The 22,646-nt window shown below is 70.1% G+C and carries 23 protein-coding genes; 14 read left to right on the forward strand and 9 right to left on the reverse strand.

Annotated elements, in window-relative coordinates:
* The first annotated feature begins 38 nt into the window (after positions 1-38).
* Positions 39-887 (forward strand): methyltransferase domain-containing protein, encoded by an 849-nt coding sequence (locus ACZ4M5_RS27025; RefSeq protein WP_467740394.1) that lies wholly within the window; start codon positions 39-41, stop codon positions 885-887.
* A gap of 102 nt (positions 888-989) precedes the next feature.
* Here the strand turns inward: ACZ4M5_RS27025 and ACZ4M5_RS27030 are convergent, their stop codons facing one another.
* From ACZ4M5_RS27030 to ACZ4M5_RS27045, 4 genes are all read right to left on the reverse strand, one after another.
* Positions 990-1,943: an ABC transporter permease gene (locus tag ACZ4M5_RS27030; RefSeq protein ID WP_467740395.1), complete on the reverse strand. Its 954-nt coding sequence runs from the start codon at positions 1,941-1,943 to the stop codon at positions 990-992.
* A gap of 47 nt (positions 1,944-1,990) precedes the next feature.
* Entirely contained in the window at positions 1,991-2,890 is a 900-nt protein-coding gene (locus ACZ4M5_RS27035) for an ABC transporter ATP-binding protein (protein ID WP_467740396.1), read from the reverse strand.
* Positions 2,891-3,014: 124 nt separating this feature from the next.
* A complete protein-coding gene (locus tag ACZ4M5_RS27040) occupies positions 3,015-3,293 on the reverse strand; it encodes a hypothetical protein (RefSeq protein ID WP_467740397.1) in 279 nt (92 codons plus the stop codon).
* 121 nt (positions 3,294-3,414) lie between these two features.
* A complete protein-coding gene (locus ACZ4M5_RS27045; protein WP_467740398.1) occupies positions 3,415-4,029 on the reverse strand; it encodes a TetR/AcrR family transcriptional regulator in 615 nt (204 codons plus the stop codon).
* A gap of 85 nt (positions 4,030-4,114) precedes the next feature.
* Between ACZ4M5_RS27045 and ACZ4M5_RS27050 the strand changes: the two genes are divergently transcribed.
* From ACZ4M5_RS27050 to ACZ4M5_RS27100, 11 genes are all read left to right on the forward strand, one after another.
* Complete coding sequence (locus tag ACZ4M5_RS27050; RefSeq protein WP_467740399.1) at positions 4,115-4,669, forward strand: ester cyclase; 555 nt, start codon at positions 4,115-4,117, stop codon at positions 4,667-4,669.
* A 455-nt stretch (positions 4,670-5,124) separates the two neighbouring features.
* The gene (locus ACZ4M5_RS27055) at positions 5,125-6,705 is read left to right on the forward strand and encodes a class I adenylate-forming enzyme family protein (protein WP_467740400.1); all 1,581 of its coding nucleotides are present in this window, start codon (positions 5,125-5,127) and stop codon (positions 6,703-6,705) included.
* A complete protein-coding gene (locus ACZ4M5_RS27060; protein ID WP_467740401.1) occupies positions 6,702-8,192 on the forward strand; it encodes a flavin-containing monooxygenase in 1,491 nt (496 codons plus the stop codon). The genes ACZ4M5_RS27055 and ACZ4M5_RS27060 overlap by 4 nt, the downstream gene beginning before the upstream one ends.
* 310 nt (positions 8,193-8,502) lie before the next feature.
* Positions 8,503-9,210: an NAD(P)H:quinone oxidoreductase gene (wrbA, locus tag ACZ4M5_RS27065; protein ID WP_467740402.1), complete on the forward strand. Its 708-nt coding sequence runs from the start codon at positions 8,503-8,505 to the stop codon at positions 9,208-9,210.
* Positions 9,211-9,665: 455 nt separating this feature from the next.
* Positions 9,666-9,905 (forward strand): hypothetical protein, encoded by a 240-nt coding sequence (locus ACZ4M5_RS27070; protein WP_467740403.1) that lies wholly within the window; start codon positions 9,666-9,668, stop codon positions 9,903-9,905.
* Between the two features lie 199 nt (positions 9,906-10,104).
* Positions 10,105-11,205: a CE1758 family FMN-dependent luciferase-like monooxygenase gene (locus tag ACZ4M5_RS27075; protein WP_467740404.1), complete on the forward strand. Its 1,101-nt coding sequence runs from the start codon at positions 10,105-10,107 to the stop codon at positions 11,203-11,205.
* Positions 11,202-11,813, forward strand: coding sequence for an FMN reductase (locus ACZ4M5_RS27080; RefSeq protein ID WP_467740405.1), 612 nt, complete (start codon positions 11,202-11,204; stop codon positions 11,811-11,813). The genes ACZ4M5_RS27075 and ACZ4M5_RS27080 overlap by 4 nt, the downstream gene beginning before the upstream one ends.
* 139 nt (positions 11,814-11,952) lie before the next feature.
* A complete protein-coding gene (locus ACZ4M5_RS27085; protein ID WP_467740406.1) occupies positions 11,953-13,299 on the forward strand; it encodes an MFS transporter in 1,347 nt (448 codons plus the stop codon).
* Positions 13,300-13,347: 48 nt separating this feature from the next.
* A complete protein-coding gene (locus ACZ4M5_RS27090) occupies positions 13,348-13,941 on the forward strand; it encodes a TetR/AcrR family transcriptional regulator (RefSeq protein ID WP_467740407.1) in 594 nt (197 codons plus the stop codon).
* Between the two features lie 79 nt (positions 13,942-14,020).
* On the forward strand, positions 14,021-14,821 hold the full coding sequence (locus tag ACZ4M5_RS27095) for an enoyl-CoA hydratase/isomerase family protein (protein WP_467740408.1): 801 nt from the start codon (positions 14,021-14,023) through the stop codon (positions 14,819-14,821).
* A 195-nt stretch (positions 14,822-15,016) separates the two neighbouring features.
* Positions 15,017-15,529 carry a cupin domain-containing protein gene (locus ACZ4M5_RS27100; protein ID WP_467740409.1) on the forward strand — a complete coding sequence of 171 codons (513 nt, stop codon included), beginning with the start codon at positions 15,017-15,019 and terminating at the stop codon, positions 15,527-15,529.
* Positions 15,530-15,748: 219 nt separating this feature from the next.
* Here the strand turns inward: ACZ4M5_RS27100 and ACZ4M5_RS27105 are convergent, their stop codons facing one another.
* From ACZ4M5_RS27105 to ACZ4M5_RS27120, 4 genes are all read right to left on the reverse strand, one after another.
* Positions 15,749-16,441 carry a DedA family protein gene (locus ACZ4M5_RS27105; RefSeq protein ID WP_467740410.1) on the reverse strand — a complete coding sequence of 231 codons (693 nt, stop codon included), beginning with the start codon at positions 16,439-16,441 and terminating at the stop codon, positions 15,749-15,751.
* A 5-nt stretch (positions 16,442-16,446) separates the two neighbouring features.
* Complete coding sequence (locus ACZ4M5_RS27110; RefSeq protein ID WP_467740411.1) at positions 16,447-17,205, reverse strand: hypothetical protein; 759 nt, start codon at positions 17,203-17,205, stop codon at positions 16,447-16,449.
* Positions 17,206-17,423: 218 nt separating this feature from the next.
* Entirely contained in the window at positions 17,424-17,969 is a 546-nt protein-coding gene (locus ACZ4M5_RS27115; protein WP_467740412.1) for a YbhB/YbcL family Raf kinase inhibitor-like protein, read from the reverse strand.
* A gap of 112 nt (positions 17,970-18,081) precedes the next feature.
* Positions 18,082-18,777 carry a type 1 glutamine amidotransferase domain-containing protein gene (locus ACZ4M5_RS27120; RefSeq protein WP_399705048.1) on the reverse strand — a complete coding sequence of 232 codons (696 nt, stop codon included), beginning with the start codon at positions 18,775-18,777 and terminating at the stop codon, positions 18,082-18,084.
* A gap of 381 nt (positions 18,778-19,158) precedes the next feature.
* Between ACZ4M5_RS27120 and ACZ4M5_RS27125 the strand changes: the two genes are divergently transcribed.
* Both ACZ4M5_RS27125 and ACZ4M5_RS27130 read left to right on the forward strand, forming a co-directional pair.
* Positions 19,159-19,602, forward strand: a complete 444-nt coding sequence (locus ACZ4M5_RS27125; protein ID WP_467740413.1) for a VOC family protein — start codon at positions 19,159-19,161, stop codon at positions 19,600-19,602.
* An 89-nt stretch (positions 19,603-19,691) separates the two neighbouring features.
* Positions 19,692-21,149 (forward strand): dihydrolipoyl dehydrogenase family protein, encoded by a 1,458-nt coding sequence (locus tag ACZ4M5_RS27130; protein WP_467740414.1) that lies wholly within the window; start codon positions 19,692-19,694, stop codon positions 21,147-21,149.
* A 295-nt stretch (positions 21,150-21,444) separates the two neighbouring features.
* On the opposite strand, the gene ACZ4M5_RS27135 is transcribed toward ACZ4M5_RS27130, so the two are convergent.
* Positions 21,445-22,617 (reverse strand): YbfB/YjiJ family MFS transporter, encoded by a 1,173-nt coding sequence (locus ACZ4M5_RS27135; protein ID WP_467740415.1) that lies wholly within the window; start codon positions 22,615-22,617, stop codon positions 21,445-21,447.
* Positions 22,618-22,646 lie beyond the last annotated feature (29 nt).

The following is a 22,646-nucleotide window of genomic DNA, read 5'->3' on the forward strand; positions in this document are numbered from 1 at the left end:
AAGTATTTTTTGGCGAGCGAAGCGACCGGTGGATCACAATGGACACGCACAGCACTCATCGGGCCGAAGATCTCCGTGGCGGTGAAGTACCGCGGGAGCCCAGTAATCCGTTCACCCACCTCGACGGTGCCGTCGAGGAAGCCCAGTCCCATGTGATCCGCTATCTCGACGCGGCGGCGGCCCACCACGAGATACAGCGCATGCGCTCCGCCGCGTTCGGCATCTTCGCCCCGGCTCCGGGCGAACGGCTGCTCGACGTCGGGTGCGGCGCTGGTGAGGTGGCCCGCCAGCTCGGGGCCGGCGTGGGCAGGGAGGGCCACGTCTCCGCTGTCGACCGGTCCACCCTGGCCGTCTCCGTCGCCTCGTCCCGGCATGACGGCACGCCGGTCGATTACGCCGTCGGGGACATCTCGTCTCTCGACGCCCCGGACGGCCACTTCGACGGAGTTCGTTGCGAACGCGTGCTGCAGCACCTGCCCGATCCCGATGCCGCGATCAGGGAGCTGATCCGGGTGACGCGGCCGGGTGGACGCGTCTGTGTCATCGACACCGACTGGCTGTCCTACGCCTGGGACGGATTCGACCACATGAGCGAAGTGGCCGGGCACTTCCCGTTCCCGGACCCCGGAGCCGGTCGATCCGCTCGTGCCCGCATGGTCCGGGCCGGCCTGCTGGCCACCTCCGCCCTGCCGGTGACGCTCCGCTTCACAGCACCCGAGGACGCAGCCTCCGTGGTGCCGTTCTTCGATCCCTACGCACTGGAGATATGCGTGGAGCCGGACCTGCGGAGGCGGTTCCTCGACTCCGTCCACGAGTCGGCCAGGCGCGGGGACTTCCTGTTCGCGTTCACCATGTGGATCACCATGGGGCGCGTGGCGGGCGCCTGACCGGGGGACGGAGGTTCAGAGCCGCCCGGCGAAGCCCCCCGTGCGACTCCTGCGATCGTCGTCCGACCGCCGGCTCCGCTACGGGCGCCCCCAGCCGGGTGATCAGGCGGGGTGCCTTCGCATCCGCCACACCGAGAGCGCCACGAGCGCCGCGCCGATCGCCAGACACAGGGCCGTCGCCGTCCACTGGAGGCTCCAGAAATGGGAGACCGGGTGGTACTCGGCCCAGCGGCCGGTGAGCCCGTGCGACTTCAGGCACTGCGCGTAACTGTCCTGAGGCAGGCAGTCGGTGACTTCGGGGGCGCGTCGTCCATCCGCGGTCGACGGACCATCCGCCAGCAGCCAGGCGTTGCCCGGCACCCGAGGTTCCGCGGCGTTCCGGGCGACGGAGGTACTGACCGGCCACAGGTGCGGACGGAGCCATTCGAGCAGGGCGAACAACCCGGCTCCCGCGACGAGCGCGGTGCCCATGGCCGCGACCGTGCGCCGGAGGAACAGGCCGAGCGTGGCTCCCAGGAGGAAGAACAGCACGCTGAGCCCGACCACGATCGGTCCCACACCGTAGAACGGGTACCAGTCGTGCCAGGGGAAGTGCGGGCCCATGACGTCGGCGACCGGGTGCCACCACCAGGTCATGGCGGCGGACAGGAGCCCGCTGACGACCACGGTCATGGCGAGCGGCACGCCCAGCTTGGCCGCGAACCAGCGCAGCCGGGTCACGGACTGGGTGGCCACGGTGCGGTAGGTACCGGATTCCAGCTCCTGGGCGAACTGTGGCGCACCGAGGAACACGCCGAACAGGAACGGCAGTACGGGCACGAGCTGCAGAGGGCGCCGCAGCGGGTACTGGTACTCCTTGCCGAAGCTGAGGAGGTCGCGCGTGCACTGGATGGACTCGACGGTGCCGCGGCAGGCGTCGAGGTGCCGTGCGGTGATGGCCTCGGTCACATGCTGATGCTGCACAGCGGCGTAGACGGCCACAGCCGCGGCGACAGCCAGCCCGATGACGAAGGCGGCCCGGTTCTGCCGCCACATGAGCCATGTCAGCCCTCGCACACGCGGGCCGTATCGGACGCTCGCCCGGGCACGGGTGGTCGCGGTGCTCACGCCGACACCTGGCTTCCGTCGACATGAGCGCCGGCGGTGAGGACCGGAGACGCGTCGGGGGCGCCGAGATAGCCGAGCACCAGCTCTTCGAGAGTGGGCGCACGATGGCCGTCACCGGCAGGTGATGTGTCGTGCAGGCGCACCAGGGAGGTGCTCTCACCACCGGTGCCGGTGGTCGCCACGACGTCGTACGCACCCGATCCCGCCGGAGGCCGACGGCGGGCGCCCGCCGTCGAGGTGATGCGGCGGTGCCGGTCCAGGAGGAGGTCCACCTCGCCGGCCAGGCGGACCCGGCCGTTGTTGATGAGAACGAGGTGGTCGCAGGCGCTCGCCAGCTCGGACACCAGGTGGGAGGACATGATCACGGTGGCTCCGTTCGTCCGCGCCTCGGCGCGCAGGAGGTCGGTCATCTGCCGGCGCACCAGCGGATCGAGGTCTGCCATCGGTTCGTCCAGGAGCAGCAGCCGGGGCCGTTTGCCCAGGGCGAGGGCGAAGGCGACCCGGGTGGACTGGCCTCCGGAAAGTGTTCCGACACGAGCGCGCATCGGGATGCCGCCGGCTTCGATGACCGATTCGGCTGTCTCCTGGTGCCAGGTGGGGTTGAGTTCCTGCCCCATGCGCAGGATGTCCCGCACGCTGAAACGCGGGTAGAGCGCCTTGCGCTGGCTGAGGAAGGCCGTGCTCCGGCGGGCCTCGGCGCTCCCTGGATCATGCCCGGACAGCGTGATGGTGCCGGTCGTCGGTTCGAGGAGGTCCGCGGCCAGGGAGAGCAGGGTGGTCTTGCCGGCGCCGTTGGGTCCGACAAGGGCGCACGTGCTGCCTGCGGGCAGCCGGAAGGAAGTGTCGCGCAGGGCCCACCCGCGGCGGTAACGCTTGCCCAGCCCATGAGTTTCCAAGGCAGGGGCGGAAGTGGCTCGGAGGTCCGTGATGCGGTCTGTCATGACGTGAGGAACCTGTGTGATCTTTCTGCGGAGTGCGGGACGAGGGGGTGCGGCCGTACGACGGTGCCGTACGGCTCACTCAGGCTCCCGGTGATCCCTTCTGCGCATGCGCCTCGCCCGCGGTGCCGCTGCGACGGACCAGCGTCAGGACCAGCACCGAAGCGCCTGCGGCGAACGGCACCAGCCACGCCAGTCCGGGCACGGGCGCACCTGCGTTCCATACCGTCAGGTGGGCCACAAGACGCTCGGCCATGGGCACGCCGCCGATGAGGAGGAGCAGTGTGGCGGTCACGACCGCGGTGAGCCGCGCGGGCTGCTGGAAGGGGAGGGCAGTGGTCTCGTGCGTGGATCGGTTCATGACGCCGACGCTAGGTCCGGGCGGCCCGTGCGGGCATCGGCCGAAAGTCGGCCGATGCCCGGTGACCAAAGTATCGGTCGGTGGGTGGGTGATGTGGAAGCGGGCGCCCTGGGACGTGATGTCAGCCGAACAGCGTGAGCATGGCGGTCCTGCTCAGGACCTGCTCGGCGCGTTCCCACGTCCAGCCGCTCTCCATCACGAGCGTGTGCCAGCCCAGAGGCCCGAACCAGTACCAGAGGAGATCGGCCGTTTCCTCAAGCGGGCAGGAAGGCGAGGGGTCGAGCGAGTGCAGGTGACCGGCGACGGCCCGCAGCACGTCCCGGTACGCCGCCGTGGCGCGGTCCCAGAGGGCCTCGCCGTCCTCGTGGACCGGGAGTGCCTTGCGGATGGCTTCGTGTACGGCGTGCTGACTCTCGTTGCCCGCTCGCGTCCCCCGGGCCAGCGCAGTGATGACCGCCTCGGGCGTGCGCATACCGAGTATCTCCTCGGTGGCCTGCCGGTAACCCGACTCCGCCACGCCCCGGTCGACGATCCGGTTGAGGATGTCGCCCTTGCTCCCCACGCTCGCGAACACCGTCTTCGGCGCGACGCCGGCAGCAGCGGCGATGTCGGCGACGGCCACGCGCCCGTAGCCGCGTTCGGCGAACAGCGCCGTCGCCTGGCCGAGGATCAATTCCCGCGTGCGGGCCGCGCCTTGCTCACGAAGCGGGGACACGTAGGGGCGCTTGGACGACATGATTGCATGCTAGCATCATGAATTCATTAGGCATGGCATTACCTCAATGCTGCGCGCAGGCGCGGCGCCGATGAAAGGCTTGATCATGGGAATGGACGCTGTGCAGTTGGGCCACGGCCTCTTCCGCATCCTCGAGACGGGTGACCGGGAGCTGGCCGCCGAGGTCGTGCACCAGGACTTCCGCAACCGCGAGTCCTCCGTCTCGCCTCAGGCCTGCTCCATCCCGGGACCCGCGGGAGTCCTGGCGTCAGGCGCGTGGATGCGTTCCGCCTTCAGCGACCTTCGCTTCGCCGTCACCGGGACCGTCCACGAGGAAGACCAGGTCTGGGTGCGTCTGCGTATGCAGGGCCGCCAGACGGGGGCCTTCGTCCGCTTCCGTGACGGCGCCCTCGACCAGGCTGTGCCGCCGACCGGCCGAGAGATCGACTTCGAGCAGATCCATGTACTCGGCCTCCGCGACGGCAAGGTCGTCTCGCACGAAGCGGTCCGTGACGACGTCACGATGCTCGGGCAGTTGGGCGTGTTCCCGCCGGAGCCGGCCGGCATGCTGCGCATGGTCATGTGGCGGCTGACAGGCCGAGCCAAGCGCGCAGCGCAGCAGGTGACGGCACAAGCGGCCTCCGCGGCCGCCGCGGTGTAGCGACCCCGTCACTTTCCAGCGCCGAAACGAGGCTGCGACAACAGCCCTGTCCGCCTCGACGTCAGGTCCGAAGAACCGGCGTAGCGCGGCCTCAGCCGGGCCCGGCCACTCGCTGCAAGAAGGACGCTCGGCGGAAAGACACGGACCTCCTTCCGGCATGCGCGCCTGTGCGGGTTCGCATGGCAAACCTCGAGGGGTTCGGACCTCCCCCGGCGTCCGCATACGCGTTACAACCGTCGGCGCAGACAGCGGGCGCGAGTCCGTCCGGGGGTGATAGCGCGTCAACTCACACATGGTCGACGGACGTTCACATGTAGGGTGGTTCCGAACGGTGCTCGGGTACGTGTGCACCCGCCTGCCTCCCGCTCTCAGAGACCGCGGCCTCGGCTCCGGTACCGGGGCAATCCCCGGTGAGGGCACCGTGCACCGGCGTTCTCGACCACTACGGAGCTGTGATGCGCGCGGAAACCCTCCCCGAGATGTTCATCGAGGTCGCGGCCCGGCACGGGGCCCGCGAAGCCCTCGTGGACGAGTCGGTCCGGCTGACCCACTCGGAGGTTCTGCGACGGGCCGTGGCCGTGACACACCGGTTGCGCGACCGTGGCGTCGAGCCGGGCGACCGTGTCGCCATCCTGCTGCCCAACTGCTGGCAGTACGCCGTCGTCTACATCGGCGCGCAGCTGGCCGGCGCCATCACCGTCCTGGTGAACACCCGGCTCACCGGACAGGAACTCGACCACGTCCTCGGCGACAGCGGTGCGGCGGTCATCGTCACCGACGCCGCAGACGGCCCTTTGGGCACCCGGATCCCGCCCCGCCACTCCGCACGCCGCGTGTCGGCCCACGTACTGGTCGCCGAGCCGGAGGCCGGCTTCGCCGAAGCCGATCCGCGCACCCTGCCCGGCTGTCTCCGCGCTCCCGGGGACGTGGCGCATCTGCTCTACACATCGGGTACGACGGGCCGGCCCAAGGGCTCGATGCACACTCACGCGAACCTGCTGGCGAACGCCCGAACGGTCCGCGAGCGCCTCGGTGCGGCGCCGGACGAGCGGACGCTGATCGCCGCCCCGATGTTCCACGCGACAGGTGTGGTCTCGCAGTTCATCGGATTCTTCACTGCCGGCGCGTGCTGCGTCATGGTGCCGGAGTTCAAGGCGGAGACCGTGGTCGAAGTGATGGTGCGCGAGCGTGTCACCTTCTTCGCGGGCGTCGCGGCCATGCTCAGGCTGATCCTGCTCAAGGCGCAGGACACCGCCCGTGACCTGTCGGCCTTGCGCCTGTTCGTCATGGGCGGCTCGCCGGTTCCGGAGGGGTTTCCCGCCGAGGTCGCCAGCCACGTGCCGGGCCTCCGTCTCGGCAACGTATGGGGTCTGACCGAGGGCACCTCGATCGTGACGTACACCGACGGGGACGAGTACCGCGCCCGTCCCGGCACCGTGGGCCGGCCGGTCGACGGGCTGGAGGTGGCCGTCTCCGTCGACGGTGGTCCTCCACGGGATGTGCGGGACACCGTCGGTGAGCTGTGCGTCCGCGGCCCTGTGGTGACCGCCGGGTACTGGAACAACCCGGAGGCCACCGCGTCCACGTTCGTGGAGGGCTGGTTGCACACCGGCGATGTCGGCAGCGTCGACACGGACGGCTTCGTCCGGATTCTCGACCGCCTCAAAGACATGATCATCCGCGGTGGTGAGAACATCTACAGCATCGAGGTCGAGAGCGTCCTCGCCGACCACCCGGGGGTCGCCGACGTGGCGGTGGTCGGTGTGCCCGATCCGGTGCTGGACGAGCGGGTACGCGCTGTGATCGTGCCCCGGCCCGGGCATGCGCCCACGGTGGAGTCACTGCACGCCCATGCAGCGGTGGCCCTCGCCGACTACAAGAGGCCCGCCGAGTACGTCTTCGTCACGGAACTGCCCCGCAACCCGTCCGGGAAGGTGCTGAAACACCGGCTCGCCGCCGACACGGACGCCGACGGGGCCGTGGTGCCCGCAGGGTCGCCGACCACGACGGCCACCACCCTGCGGGGACTCACGTGAGCTTCGCCGCCGATGCCCCCTCCCCGGATCAGAACGCCGACGTCGTGATCGTCGGCGCCGGGTTCAGCGGGCTCGGAGTCGCGGCACTGCTGGACAGGGCCGGTGTTCGCTCGTACCTGATCCTCGAGTCCGCCGACGATCTTGGCGGAACATGGCGCGACAACACCTATCCCGGGTGCGGCTGCGACATCCCTTCACCGCTGTACTCCTACTCGTTCCACCAGAAGTCCGACTGGACCCGATTGTTCGCGAGTCAACCGGAGATCCTGGAGTACCTGCGCGACGTGGCCCGCCGACGTGGGCTTCTCAGCCGTATCCGGTTCCGGCAGAGCGTCACCGGCGCTCGGTGGAACGAGGCGGACGGCCGCTGGGAGGTGGTGACCGCAGCGGGGACGCGCTTCCGCTCCCGGTTCCTGATCTCCGCGGTCGGTCCGCTGCACCATCCCGTCGTCCCCTCACTGCCCGGCAGTGAGTCCTTCGGCGGACCCGCCTTCCATTCCGCGGCCTGGCGGCACGACGTGGATCTGACGGGCAAACGCGTCGCGGTCATCGGGACGGGCGCCAGCGCCGTCCAGTTCATTCCCGCCATCGCGGGCCGAGTCGCCGCACTCACCGTCTTCCAGCGCACGCCGCCGTGGATCCTGCCGAAGACCGACAGGGCCTTCGACGACCGGCGCCGCCGCATGGCCCACTGGTTCCCTCCGTACCGCTGGTGGGTACGTGAGCGGCTCTTCCGGATCCACGAATCCCGCGTCGCCGGCTTCGTCGGCGATCCGCACGCCATGGAGGCGACCGCGGCTCTCGCACGCCGGTTGATCGCCAAGCAGGTCTCCGACCCGGTGCTGCGCGCCGCAGTCACACCCGACTACGCCATCGGCTGCAAGAGGGTGCTGATCTCCAGCGACTGGTACCCCGCCCTGTCCCTGCCGCACGTCGACATCCGCCAAGGTGGCGTCAGGGAGCTCCGTCCCGGCGCCGTCGTTGGGGACGACGGTCATGAGACCCCCGCCGACGTGCTCGTCTACGGCACCGGTTTCGACACGCAGAACCCCGTCCGGTTCGACGTCACCGGACGCGACGGCCTCGCGCTCAGTGACGCCTGGAGGGGTGGCAACCAGGCCTACCTCGGTACCACTGTGGCCGGCTTTCCGAACTTGTTCCTCATGGTCGGCCCGAACACGGGACTGGGACACAACTCGCAGATCTGCATGATCGAAGCGCAGGCACGTCACGTCGTCGCCCTGTTGCGCCTCATGCGCCGGCGCGGCGCGCGGACGGTCGAGGTGCGTAGCGAGGTGCAGCGGTCCTTCAACGACTGGATCGACGGCCGCATGGCCGACACCGTGTGGCAGACCGGCGGGTGCCGCAGCTGGTACCAGGACCCGCGATCGGGCCGCAACACCGTCCTGTGGCCCGGCACCGTGGTCGCCTTCCGGCGCCGGACCCGCCGCATCCGGGCGGAGCACTACCTCCTGCACCGGCCCTGATCCCGGCGACACGGCCTCGGCGGAGCATCGGCACGCCCGGCGTGCGCGGGCAGAGGCACTCCCGGCGTGCGCGGGCGGAGGCCTGGTCCCCGCCGGACCGCTCGGCAATCGGCTTCCCCGGTGCGCGGTGCGGCGCCCGATGGCTCGACCCCGCCTGCATCCCCCGCCGGATCATCCCGCCTCCCCGACCGTGGGCACCCACGCTTGACTTTTTCTAGACCGGTCGTCTACTTTGGCATAGGCGACCGGTCGTTTTAACCGATCACTCCGATCGCCCTCCCCGACCACAAGCCAACGGAGATCGCCGATCATGACCACCCCCGTGAAACTCGCCATCGTCTACTACTCCTCCACCGGAACGATCGCGACGATCGCCAAGGAGTTGCACGACGCGGGCGTGAAGGCAGGCGCCGAGGTGCGTCTCGTCAGGGCGGGCGAGCTGGCCCCTCAGGCCGCCATCGACTCCAACCCCGCGTGGGCCGCCAACCAGACCGCCACCGCGAACATCCCCGAGGCCAGTCCTGCGGACATCGAGTGGGCGGACGCAGTCATCTTCGGCACGCCCACCCGTTTCGGCAACGTCTCCTCGCAGCTGAAGCAGTTCATCGACACGCTGGGGGGCCTGTGGGCCGAGGGCAAGCTCGCCGACAAGGTCTACAGCGGTTTCGTCTCCACCGCCACAGCTCACGCCGGCCATGAGTCGACTCTGCTCGCCCTGTACAACTCCGTCCACCACTTCGGTGGCATCGTCGTCAGCCCAGGCTTCACCGACCCGGCCAAGTTCGTCGACGGCAACCCCTACGGCACCTCCCACGCGGACGGCCAGGGCACCAATCCCGTGGACGACACCACCCGCACCGCCGCCCGTATCCAGGCCGAGCGCGTCATCGCGATGGCCGCGAAGCTCAAGGCGGCGGCCGAGGCCGAGTCCCACGCCGACGCCGGGCTCGACACCGAGGCCGAGCCGCCCACCGAGGCGGAAAGCCCGCGGCGCTGGTGGCAGCGCCGCCGCAAGTAGCGCGCTCAGCGCTCGGACGGGTCGCGGCGGCACCCCGGGAAGACGCGTGTCGCCGCGCGGCCGATCCGACACGTGTGGGGTTGGACGGCCGATCCGCGTGTGGGGGCCTGTCGCGGCGGACCGGCCACCCGCACCCCGACCCCCCGCCGCCGAGCCCACGCCTGTGCACCGAAGCGCTGGGGCGGCCCGGCGCGTCCGCCTCCCCCACCGCTGCGATGCGTTCGGGCGGCGTGTGATGCCTGACCGTCAGTAACGGCCCGTCGATCTCCTCGGCGGGCCGTTGTCCGTACCCCCGTCAGCGGGTCGTTGCCCGTACCCCCGGATCCTGCTGCTCCTCGACACCACACGACACCTACCGGGTGCTACATTTGCTTCGCACAGCAACTACTGCTGACGAGTCCCGTGTGCGACGCACCCCCGTGCCACACCCAGACCCCACTCGAAAGGGAAAACACGTGTCCTCCACCCTGACCGACATCCAGCCCGACCAGTTCGGAAGCACGAGTGCCCTCGAGACCGCGGGCACCGGGCGGCACCGTGGCCGTCGGGCCGCCGGGGACATGTGGGCCACCGGAATCGAGACGGTCGGCCACGGCCGCCACCGCAGGACGACGAGCGTCATGTCGGCGCGGCCGGCTGTCACACCCGGTATCCCCTCCCTCGGTGAGCCGGCCGGGCAGGGCGTGCGGAACTGAGAAGGCGGGCCTCGAGAAGGCCGCGCCCGCCGAGCGGATGGTCGTCGTGCGGAGAAGGCACGGCGTACGGCAGAGCCGCACGGTCATGCCGCCACCGGGCGGCGTCGCCCCACCCTGCCCCGTACCGAACCGCCGCCCTCCCCCGCCATCGGGCCGGAGAGACGAACGCAAAGACCGACACGACAGAAGGACGGACACGATGCAGATCGGGATTTTCGGAGTGGGGGACGTGGCCCGCGACCCGGTGTCGGGACGTACCCCCACGGAACACGAGCGGATCAAGGCCGTCGTGGAGTACGCGAAGCTGGCCGAGGACGTGGGCCTGGACGTCTTCGCCATGGGCGAGCACCACAACCCGCCCTTCGTACCGTCCTCGCCCACCACATTGCTCGGCCACATCGCGGCCCGTACCCAGCGGATTCTGCTGTCCACCTCGACGACGTTGATCACCACGAACGATCCGGTGAAGATCGCCGAGGACTACGCGATGCTCCAGCACCTCGCCGACGGCCGCGTCGACCTGATGATGGGCCGCGGCAACACCGGGCCGGTGTATCCCTGGTTCGGCAAGGACATCCGCGACGGCATCGCGCTGGCAGTGGAGAACTACGCCCTGCTGCGCCGGTTGTGGCGTGAGGACGTCGTCGACTGGGAGGGGAAGTTCCGCACACCGCTGCAAGGCTTCACCTCCACCCCGCGCCCGCTGGACGGCGTTCCGCCGTTCGTGTGGCACGCCTCCATCCGCAGCCCGGAGATCGCCGAACAGGCCGCCTACTACGGCGACGGTTTCTTCCACAACAACCTCTTCTGGCCCAAGGAGCACGTCCGGCGCTTGGTGGAGCTCTACCGCAGCCGCTTCGAGCACTACGGGCACGGCAGGGCCGACCAGGGCATCGTCGGCCTGGCCGCGCACATATTCATCCGGCCGAACTCGCAGGACGCCGTGCGCGAGTTCCGCCCCTACTTCGACAACTCCCTGTACGGCGGCGGTCCTTCCCTGGAGGAGACAATGCAGCAGACCGCGGTGATCGCGGGCAGTCCCCAGGAAGTGATCGAGCGGGTGCTCGGCTACCGCGAGCACGCGGCCGGGGACTACCAGCGCCAGTTGTTCGTCGTGGACGGCATCGGTGTTCCGCACAGGAGCGTGCTCGAACAGATCGAGCTGCTGGGCGAGATCGTTCCGGTGCTCCGCAAGGAGCTGGCACGGGACCGGCCGGCCCACGTCCCCGACGCACCCACTCACGCCTCGCTCACCGCCGCCGCCCAGGAGCGGACGGCTTCCGGGGAAGGCCGACGATGACGCGCACACTCGCCGTCGTCTCGGCGGGCCTGCGGCTGCCGTCGTCGACACGCATGCTGGCGGACCGGCTCGCCGGCTCCGCGCAGCGACTCCTCGAGCAGCAGGGGGAACAGGTCGAGGTCGAGGTCCTGGAGGTCCGCGATCTCGCGCGCGACCTGGTCACTCACCTGACGACGGGCTACCCGTCGGACGGACTCCGGCACGCCTTCGACACGATCTCGGCGGCCGACGGGCTGATCACCGTCACGCCGACCTTCACCGCGTCGTACAGCGGGCTGTTCAAGATGTTCTTCGACTGCCTCGACGACACGGCACTGGTGGGCAAACCCGTGCTCATCGCCGCGACAGGCGGGACCGGACGGCATTCCCTCGTCCTCGAACACGCCCTTCGGCCGATGTTCGCCTACCTGCGTGCCGTGACACTGCCCACCGCCGTGTTCGCCGCCACGGAGGAATGGGGTGGCGGTGACGCCGGCGAGCCGCTGGTACGGCGCATCGAGCGGGCCGCGGGTGAACTGGCCGACGAGATGCGGCGCCGTCCGTCACCCGGTGTACCCGACCCCTACGGCGATCCGGTGCCGTTCGAGCGGCTGCTGGAGGGCCGGTGACCGAGCCCCGTCGCTGAGGCGACCGTATTCCCGGCGGAAACGAAACCCCCTGCGAGATCTCTCACGCTTCGGCACGCCCCATTATTAGACAGACCTGTCTAGTATGGGGAACCCATCCATGCCGACTGGAAGTGACCGCATGACTTCCGCACTCCGAACCCCTCGGGCCGTCCCACCGGGCAGCGCCTATACGAAGCGGTCCCCCGCGCACGCGGCCCCGCGGCGCGGACGGCTCGGTCCTGCCGCCTCCATCGGGGTGCTGGCCTCGATCCTCGTGTCGCTGCTGGCCGCGTCGAGCGCGCCGACCCCCCTCTACGCGATTTACCAGCAGCACTGGGGCTTCTCCCCCATCACCGTCACCGTCGTCTTCGGCGTGTACGCGGTGGCGGTGCTCCTCTCGCTCCTGATCTTCGGGAAGATCTCCGACCACGTAGGACGGCGGCCGGTCCTGCTCGTCGCCCTGCTCGGCCAGGCCCTGGCGATGGTGCTGTTCGTCGAGGCCGGCGGGGTGGGCGCGCTGCTCGCCGCGCGCGTCCTGCAGGGGGTCAGCACCGGTGCCGCGGTCGGTGCGCTCGGCGCCGGCATGCTCGACATCGACGCGCGCCGGGGCGGATTCCTCAACTCCCTCGCACCGACGCTGGGCACCGCGGGCGGCGCGATGGTCTCCGGGCTCCTCGTCCAGTACCTGCCGGCCCCGACCCGACTGGTCTACCTGGTGCTGCTGGGTGTGTTCGTCCTCCAGGCACTGGCCGTGCTCGCCATGCGCGAGACGGTCTCGCGCCAGCGCGGAGCACTGGCCAGCATGGCTCCCGAGTTCAAGCTGCCCAGGACGGCGCGTTCGGCGGTGGCGATCGCCGCCCCGGTGATGTTCGCGGTGTGGGCCCTGACCGGCCTGTACGCCGCACTGGGTCCGGCCATCATCCGGACCCTGGTGCACTCCTCCTCCGTGGTCTGGGGCGGACTGCCCCTCTTCGTGCTGGCCTCCGCCGCAGGTCTGGCCGTGGTGCTGCTGCGCAGGACGCCCACCCGCAAGGTCATGTACATCGGCATCGGTTCCCTGGTCGCCGGTGTGCTCATCACCCTCGCCTCCGTCGCCTCGGGGAGCGGCGGGACGCTCGCGGTGATCGCGTTCTTCGTGGGTGCCGCGATCTCGGGCTTCGGCTTCGGCGGCGGCTTCCAGGGGGGCATCAGGCTGGTCGTCCCGCTGGTCGAGCCGCACGAGCGTGCGGGCGTCCTGTCCCTGCTGTACGTCATCTGCTACGTGGGCCTGGGCGTTCCGGCCGTGATCGGCGGGTTCCTGGTGGTGCACGGCGGCGGTCTCGTGCCGACCGCCCGTGAATACGGCGGGGCCGTCGTCCTGCTGGCCCTCGCGGCACTGGCCGGGTTGGTGCGCAGCGGTCGCCGTGTCGAGCGTGTGGCCGTGGTCCGGTCTGCCGACCTGCCCGCCCCGGCGGTGCCCGCGGCAGGGGAACCGGCACGGCGGTGACGTCCGCGGGGTCTACACTGGACAGATCTGTCTGATCGAGGTGGCGAAATGGCGAGCTTCAACAACGGAACCAGGACGCCGGCACGAGAGCGGCTGCTCCAGGCGGCCAACGAGCTCTTCTACGGCGAGGGCGTGCAGGTCGTCGGCATCGACCGGGTGATCGAGCACGCGGGGGTGGCCAAAGCGTCCCTGTACAACACTTTCGGCAGCAAGGAAGGGCTGGTCTGCGCCTATCTGGAGTCGCGGCACGAGCGGAGCCGTGATCGGATCACCCGGACGCTGACCCGCTTCCGTTCACCGCGTGAGCGGCTTCTCGGTGTCTTCGACGCGCAGGGTGAGGCCTTCACCGACCCCGCGTACAACGGATGCGCCTTCGTGCGGGCCACCGCGGAGGCGCCCGAGGACAGCTCGGTGCGTCGGGCAGCGGAGAAGTACCGCACCTGGATCCTCGAACTGTTCACCGAGCTGGCCGACGCCTCCGGCTTTGCCGAACCGGAGGAACTGGCCCGTCGGCTGCGCCTGCTGTACGACGGCGCGGAGCAAGCGGCACGGATGGACCGCGACCCGTCCGCCGCCACCAGCGCCCGACAGGCAGCGGCGGCCCTCCTCGATGCGGCACCTCTGCGGGAGAGCCGCCACTAGGTGCCCTGGTGGCGGCGTACCGCTCCCGCTCACCACGTGGGTGGGCACGAACCCGACATGAAGGCATAAGTTTCATCTCATGACTGACACTCCTCCGTTCAGAGTGGTAGAGCGGTCCGCCTCGTACTGGCGCGTGACCTTCGACTCCCCTCCCCTCAACCTGGTGACCTTCGAGACGTTCGCGGCGCTCGGTGACCTCGTGGACCGCATGGACGCCGCCGACGACCTGAAGGTCGTCGTCTTCGACAGCGCGGACCCGGACTTCTTCCTCGCGCATTTCGATCTGCTGCCGCCGAAGCAGCCCTACACGGGGCCCTCATGGCTGGACGTCGCTTCCCGCATGGCCCGATCCCGTGTGATCACCATCGCTTCGGTCCGGGGCCGGGCGCGCGGGGTGGGCAACGAGTTCCTCCTGGCCTGTGACATGCGTTTCGCCAGCAAGGAGAAGGCCGTCCTGGGACAGCCGGAGGTCGGCGCGGGCATCACCCCAGGGGGCGGAGCCACGGAGCGCCTGCCGCTGCTGGTCGGCCGAGGGCGCGCCCTGGAGATCATCGCCGGGGCGGACGACTTCGACGCCGAGACAGCCGAGCGGTACGGCTGGATCAACCGGGCGCTGCCCGATGCCGAGCTCGACGCTCACGTGGACCGCCTCGCCACGCGAATCGCCTCCTTCGACCGGCGGCCGCTGGCCGACATCAAGGCTCTGATCAATCGCTCCACCCTCCCGTCCGACGCCGACCTGACGGCCGGCCAGGACACCTTCCGGGCCTCGCTGACTCGCCCTGAGGCGCATGTCCGGATCAGCCGGCTGCTGGAGCGGGGCATGCAGCAGCGAGGCGATGTCGAGTACCGCCTGGGAGAACGCATCGCCGAGAGGTGACGGGCGCGGTTGTCGCCGGAGACCGGCACGGCTCTTCCCCCGAGTCATCGCTTCGTGCGAATCACGGAACACTTGCCCACTCACGCCATATACTTGCTATGACAAGCAATGTGACGGGTCAGTTGTTCATCGGGCGGCCCCTGGGGCCTGTCCGGGACGGGAGCGGCCCGCACCACACGAAGCATCGGAGACCTCATGAGCTTTCTGCTGGGCGACGTCGCACCCGACGACCCCTCGTGGAACAAGCGCGGCGCGCTCTACGTGCCGTCCGGTCAGGGCCCTACCGTCTGGGCGGCGGACGACATCTACACGGTCAAGGCCACCGGTGCGCAGACCAACGGGAACATCGGCTTCATCGAGGCCACCGTCCCGGCAGGTGGCGGTCCCATCCCGCACGCGCACACGGAGGAGGACGAGACGTTCTATGTCCTCGACGGCGAGCTGGAGTTCACCGACGGCGACCATGAGTTCACGGCCGTCGCCGGCGACTTCATCCACGTGCCGAAGGGAATCCGCCACGGGTTCAAGAACAAGCGCATGCACGCCGCCAGGCTGCTGTTCATCTACACGCCGCCCGGTCTGGAACAGCTCATGCTGGACCACAGCACACCCGCCCGCCCCGGCGAGACCCCCGCGCCCATCGACGACGACATGACCGCCCGCGCCGAGCAGGTGATCCGGAAGTCCAAGACGATCATGCTTCCCTGACTCGATCGGTTCGGCACGAGCGGCGTGGACACCGACGGCCGGTGGGGGCTCGCCGCCGTGCCGTCGCGTCAGGCAGTACCGTCCGCCTCGCCCGGTGCGATCCGGGCGCCCGGCTCCCCTGCCGCCGCAGTGGCCGACCTGCTCCCAAAACAGCAGACCGCACTGCGCGTGGGGCCCTGGCAGACCTGCCGCCGTTCGGCGGCGTCCGTCAGCGCATGGCTAACTGGGTCGGGCATACGTGGGGTCGGCCGCGTCATTCTGTGCTGCCCGATGCCTCGGCCCGCCGGACGCCACGACGCTGGAACCGGTGGCCCGTCGTCGACGGCGCGCCCGGATACGCGAGGTGACGACGATCGGAGTGATCGCAGCAGCGAGGACGGCGGCACCGATCAGTCCCGCTCTGTGCAGCAGTTCGATCGCGGCCGAGCCGGTGAAGTAGCCGACGAGTACCGTGCCGGTGCCCCAGACGAGGGAGGCGGCGGCACTGTAGAGGAAGAAGCGCCGGTACGGCATGCCGGACGAACCGGCGGCGTAGGGCAGGAACGTCCGGGCGAAACCGATGAACTTGCCCGTGAAGAGCGCCGCACCACTGTGGTCGGCCAGGAAGGCCTTCCCCCGTCCATCACGGTGACGGCCCGGAACCTTGGGTGTCCAGCGGGTGCCCGGGCGTCGCCGGCACCGGCGGCCCAGGGCGAAGCCGAGGTTGTCGCCGGTGACGGCGCCTCCGACCACCACGGCCGCCAGCAGTGGGGCCTTCAGTCCGCCTTGCCCTGCGACGGCTGCCGCCAGCAGGACAGCCGCCTCCCCCGGCACCAGCAGGCCGACGAAGGCGCTGGTCTCAGCGGCTGTCAGGACGAACACGATGAGGTAGGTCCACCATCCGGCCGTCTCGATGACCGTGTTCAGGTGCACGGCCCTCAGCCCGCCCGCCGCATCAGCGCGCGTGCCGGAGTATGGGCGCGTGCCGGGGCACGCTCGTGGAGCGGAACCACTCGCCCCTGCGGGTCCCAGGCGTCGGCAGGCCGGTGGCGCGTCCCCCGCTGTCCCGGCAGGCGGCTCGCGAGATACCAGGCCGACAGGGGAACTCCGGCAGCGAACGAAGCGGCGAGCACAGGGTCGGCGGAGGTCAGGACGGAGATGACCACGCCACCCAGCCCTGCCGTCACGACGAGGATCCGTGCGCGGGGTGAGGGGACGGCTGCCGCCATCGCGAGCGCTGTCAGCAGGTACCAGCCGGTGAGCGCGCCCGGCAGCGCCACGTAGTCGCTGAAGAGGCTGCCCTCGCGCGCGGGGAGGTCCGCGAGGGACACCCGGCCGACGTAGGCGAGTCCGGCCACGCCGGTCAGCAGCAGCGCGAGTGCGGTACGGGCGTAGAGCACCGGCCGTTGGTTCGCCAGCCAGAGCAGGACCAGCGCCGTGAGTGGCCAGGGTACGAGCACATGGAGGGAGGTCACCGCCTCGGCAGTGTCCGTCCAGGCGAGTTCGGGATACGCCTCGCGACGGGAGGAAACCCCGAGGACGGCCGCGTGGAGCATCGAGGCTGCAGCCGCCCCCGTGGCCAGTTGGCGCAGCAGCCGGGTCAGACGCGCCTTTCGGGCTGTCGCGCGGCGGCCGGCGATCGGATGAACGGACGCCTGGGCTGCGGTACCCGGCGTCGTGATGGCGTGGGTATTCATGACACACCCCCCTTACTTGGTTGACAAAGCAAGCATATCATCTACTTGATGCGTCAAGCAATTAAGGTCACTCGAAGCCTGTCCTGCCTCTCCCCCAAGGGGCCGGACAGCACTCCTGAAGGGCTTCCACGGGCACGCCGTGCGCGGGCAGTTGTGATGCCGGGCCGACCGGGCATGTGCGGTGAGCGACTTGCCCGAGGGCAGGGCCACCCGACGGCTCAGGGGGATTGCGGGAGTCCGAACACCGGTGAGAGCCGGGCTCGCCCCAGGGCGTGGGCGACGAGACGGAATCCCAGCCAGGCGGGGGTCGCGTCCGGGGCCACCTCCAGCGTCGGAACGTCCAGTGCGTGCACGACGAACATGTAACGGTGCGGGGCCTCCCCCGGAGATGGGGCGGCGCCGAGATAGCCCCGCCGACCGGCGTCGTTGAGCAGCGTCCTGGCACCGGGGGGAAGCACGCTCCCGCCGGTGTCCCCGGCCCCGGCGGGCAACTCGGTCACGGAGGCGGGCAGGTCGTAGAGGACCCAGTGCCAGAAGCCGCTGACCGTCAAGGCGTCCGGGTCGAAGCAGGTGACGGCGAAGCTCGCCGTGCCGGCCGGGTGCCCGTCCCAGGCCAGATGCGGGGAACGGTCCAGCCCAGGGCCACCGAAAATAGCACTGGTCTGAGCCACACCCAGGCTCTCCCCGTCGGCGATGTCCTCACTGCGAAGCTGGAAGGGCGCAACTGCGGGCAACGTGCTATAGGGGTCCTGACGTGGCCTCATGCCGTCCTCCGAACCGCGTCGCGCGGACCGGCGACGCGGCAGGCCCCAGCCACTCCGCGTCGCCCCGCCACGCTGTCCGTCTCCGCCTGCAGAGGCGCGGAGAGGTCTCGCCTCAGGAGAGGATCTCGAGCAACCGGTCGGCCAGAATCGCGGCCGAGTGCGGATTCTGACCCGTGATCAGGTTGCGGTCCTCGACCATGTACGGCTCCCACATCGCGCCCCGGCTGAAGTCGACGCCGATCTTGTCCTTCAGTTCGTCCTCCAGCAACCACGTCGCCTTGGACGCCAGCCCCACGGCTTCTTCCTCGTCGTTCGTGAACCCCGTGACCCGGTAGCCCTTGAACGGCGACTCCCCGTGGATCCTCGTGGACAACAGGGCGGCAGGAGCGTGACACACGATCGCCAGGGGCTTGCCCGACGCGAGCTGCGCGGTGAGGATGCGCCCGGCATCGGCGTCCTCCCACAGGTCCGACATCGGACCGTGACCGCCGGGCAGATACACCGCGTCGTAGTCCTCCAGACGGACGTCCGACAGTTTGAGGGGGCGGCGCATGACTTCGGCGGAACGGATGATCGACTCCAGTTCGAGGGCCCCTTCTTCACCTCCGGCCATGGAGGGACGCAGGCTCATCATGTCGACGTTGGGCGTCACGCCGTTCGGCGTGGCGACCACGACCTCGTGTCCCGCTTCGGTGACCTTCTTGTAGGGCAGCGCGAATTCCTCGGCCCAGTAGCCGGTCGCGTACCTCGTACCGTCTTTGAGCACCCAGTACGTCGCACCGGACACCACGAAAAGAATCTTCGCCATGTGAATGGACCTCTCTGTCCCTCATCAATGCGGGCGATGGCATAGCACATTTGAGACATAAGCACCGTAAGGCCTGCTCCATTCGGGCGCACCTCGGGCGGGATCGCCACCGCACTGCGACGCCCAGCGCCTGGCGACGGCGACTCGGGCCTCTGAGCGGCGCCCCTGCGGACTTCACGCACACGCACCTGCACCGGGCAGGCGGCACCGGCCCCCCGCGCAGCTCACGCGCACAGCCAGGGCTCGGACCCCGGCCAACCCGGACATCCACTCCGCGTAACCGCCTTGACAGGTGACGCAACTGGTTGCAATGATCTCACCTGTTCAACCGGTTACTCATCCGGTCTACGCACTCCCGCGTCCACGAAAGAGAAGCGAAAAATGGATCTGAAGCTCGAAGTTGTGGTGCTGCCCGTCTCCGACGTCGACCGGGCCAAGGCCTTCTACGAGAAGGCCGGATTCCGCCTGGACGTCGACTACATCGCCGACGACAGCTACCGCGTGGTGCACCTGACGCCCCCCGGCTCCCAGTGCTCGATCCTCTTCGGCACTGGAGTAACGACCGCCGCGCCCGGGTCGCAGCAGGGCCTGCACCTCGTCGTTTCCGACATCGAGGCAGCCCACGCCGAACTCGTCGATCGCGGTGTCGAGATGAGCGAGATCTTCCACGACGCGGGCGGAGTCTTCCACCGCGGCACCGAGGAAGGTCGCGTCAGCGGCCTGGCCCCCGGCCGCGCCAGCTACGGCTCCTTCGCCACCTTCACCGACCCGGACGGCAACGGCTGGGCGCTGCAGGAAGTCACCACCCGGCTCCCCGGACGGTGAGCATGCCGTCCGGGGAGCCGGACGGCAGCAGGGACGGGCACGTCAGCCCTCCACACGGACCCACGCGCCCCACGAGGACAGGAACAGAAATGAACGAGGCCCCTCGCGCCTACGACGTGGTGGTCGTCGGTGCTGGCCCGGTCGGTGAGAACGTGGCCGACCGCGCTCACGCCGCCGGGCTCAGCACCGTGATCGTGGAGCGCGAACTGCTGGGCGGCGAGTGCTCATTCTGGGCGTGCGAACCCAGCAAGGCGCTGCTGAGACCCGTGATGGCCCGTGCCGACGCGCGCCGCGTTCCCGGTATGTGGCGCGCCGCGCAAGCGCCACTGGACCTGGACGCGGTCTTCGCGCACCGCGACAGGATGGCCGGCCACTGGAAGGACGACGACCAGGTCACCTGGCTCGACTCGGTCGGCGTCGACCTCGTCCGCGGTCACGCCAGGCTCACCGGCCCCCGGCAGGTGGCGGTGCACACTCCGGACAGCCGCACCGTCCTGCTGACCGCACGGCACGCCGTGGTCCTGTGCACCGGCACGGGTACCGCCCTGCCCGACATACCGGGGATCGACACCGTACGGCCCTGGACCAACCGCGAGGCCACCGGCGCCGGCCTGGTACCCGGACGCCTCGCCGTGGTGGGCGGTGGCGTGGTCGGTGTCGAGCTGGCCACGGCCTGGCAGGCACTCGGCGCCCACGTCACGCTGCTGGTCCGTGGAGAGGGGCTGCTGCGGGCGATGGAACCCTTCGCCGGTGAACTGGTCGCGGCGGAGCTCCGCGAGGCGGGAGTGGACATCCGGACGGGTGTCGAGGTCGCCTCCGTCGAGCGCCCGGACGGCACCGGGGGTCCCGTCCGGATCACCCTGGCCGACGGTGCGGAACTGGAGGCCGACGAGATCCTGTTCGCCACCGGCCGTGCTCCACGGACGGCCGACCTCGGTCTGGAGACGGTCGGTCTCACCCCGGGCACGTGGCTCACGGTGGACGACACCTACCAGGTGACCGATGTGCCGGGCGGTTGGCTCTATGCCGTCGGTGACGTCAACCGACGGGCTCTGATGACTCACCAGGGCAAGTACCAGGCCAGGATCGCCGGCGCGATCATCGGCGCCCGCGCCGCGGGAGAGGTGCTCGACGTCTCCGACTGGGGCGCGCACACGGGCACCGCCGATCACCTGGCCGTGCCGCAGGTCGTGTTCACCACGCCCGAAGTGGCCTCGGTCGGTCTCACCACGCACGAGGCGCGCCGGAGGGGCCGCAGGGTCGAGGTGGTCGACTACGACCTGTCCCTCCTCGCGGGGGCGCAGCAGTACGCCGAGGGTTACCGGGGACGAGCGCGCGTGCTGATCGACACCGACCGTCGCACCGTCGCAGGCGTCACCTTCGCCGGACCGGGCGTGGCGGAACTCCTGCAGTCCGCGACCATCGCCGTCTCGGGCGAGGTGCCCTTGGACCGGCTGTGGCACGCCGTGCCCGCGTTTCCCACCATCAGTGAAGTCTGGCTGCGCTTGCTGGAGACCTACCGGGACGAGGGTGGCCGGCCTTTGTAGCACAGGCATCCTGGCCCCTCACGCAAGGCCTCTGGTCGACGGCGACGGCGACGGCGACGTGCACAGGCAGCCGGTTGCGGAGGAGGGGCGGTGTACCGCAGCCCCTGCGGGCGGCCGGTGAACCGCGGTCGCCCCCAGGTCAGGGGGCCTGTGCACCACCGCGCCCGGCCCGCGTGTCCGGACGGGTCTCCTCCCCGGCCGAGCCGTGCCTCGCTGACACCGTGCAGGCTTGCGAGGCACGTGCGGACGGCTCCCTCGCCTCCCGGGTTCCTCATGCCTCAGCGGAGCACCCACCTCAGGAAGGGGAACCGCTGCCGGCCTGCACGGCGCCTGGCGCCGTGTGGCGGTCACCGCCGGCTGGATCCGTCTCTTCTGGCATCGCGTGCGGGAAGCCGATACGCAGCAGGAACGCGGCGAGGGCGGCAGCCAGCACCACGGCAGCCGACAGAAGCAGAGCCTGGTGGTAGCCGTGGCGCAAGAGAGGCGACGCGACCAGAGGGCCGAGGATCTGACCCACCGAGTATCCGGCGGTCAGCAGGGCCACGGCTCGTGGGAAGCGCAGGTGGGCTCCGGTTCCCAGGGCCAGCGTGCTCACGCCGATGAAGGTGGCGCCGAACAGCACCGCCGAGATCAACGCGGCCGCCACTCCCCCGGCCAGCGCGGGCAGGGCAATGCCCACCGCCTGCACGCCGAGGGCGGCCAGCAGGAGGTCCGGCCGGGACCAGCGGCGTCCCAAACCGGCCCAGAACGCGGAGGACGGGATGGCCGCCAGCCCCACCAGCACCCACGCGCCGCTGCCGATCGAGCCAGGCAGGGTCTGATTGATGGCCGCGACCAGAAACGTACCGGCGATGATGTAGCCGATGCCCTCAAGTGTGTAGGACGCGAACAACGCGCTGAACCAGCGGTGGTTCCGCGGCCCGCTCGGCCGAGGCTCCGTACCCGACGCCGTCGGCCTACGCTGGACGGCTGGCTCCGGGCGAAGGCCCCAGGCGGCCAGCGTCAGCAACACCGTGAGGACAGCGGAGGCCCACCACGCACTCCGCCAGGTGCCCACCGTGCGCAGCACCAGGACGAGCAGGCCGGACAGCGCGATGCCGGCTCCGACACCTCCGAAGGCCCAGCCGGGGAGGTGGGCGGGGTGTTCCCGCAGGTGGCTGAGGAGCGCACTGACGGCGATGACGAAGATCATCGCACTGAAGACGCCCGCTCCCAGCCGCAGGAGGAGCCAGACTGCGGTGCTCTGTGTGAGTGCCATTCCGGCCAGGGACGCCACCAGCGCGAGGAGGGAGCTCCGCAGCACGGTGGAGGAGCCGACCAGCCGCGGCACGAGGGTGCCGGCCAGGGCACCGATCAGATAGCCGACGTAGTTGGCGGTCGCGAGATCGGCACCGGCGCCGGCCGACAGTCCGGCCTGGGTGTGCATCAGCGGGAGGATGGGGGTATAGACGAAACGGCCGACGCCCATGCCCGCGGCGAGTGCAGCGGCGGCCTGGA

The sequence above is a fragment of the Streptomyces sp. NPDC026246 genome (assembly GCF_055567995.1).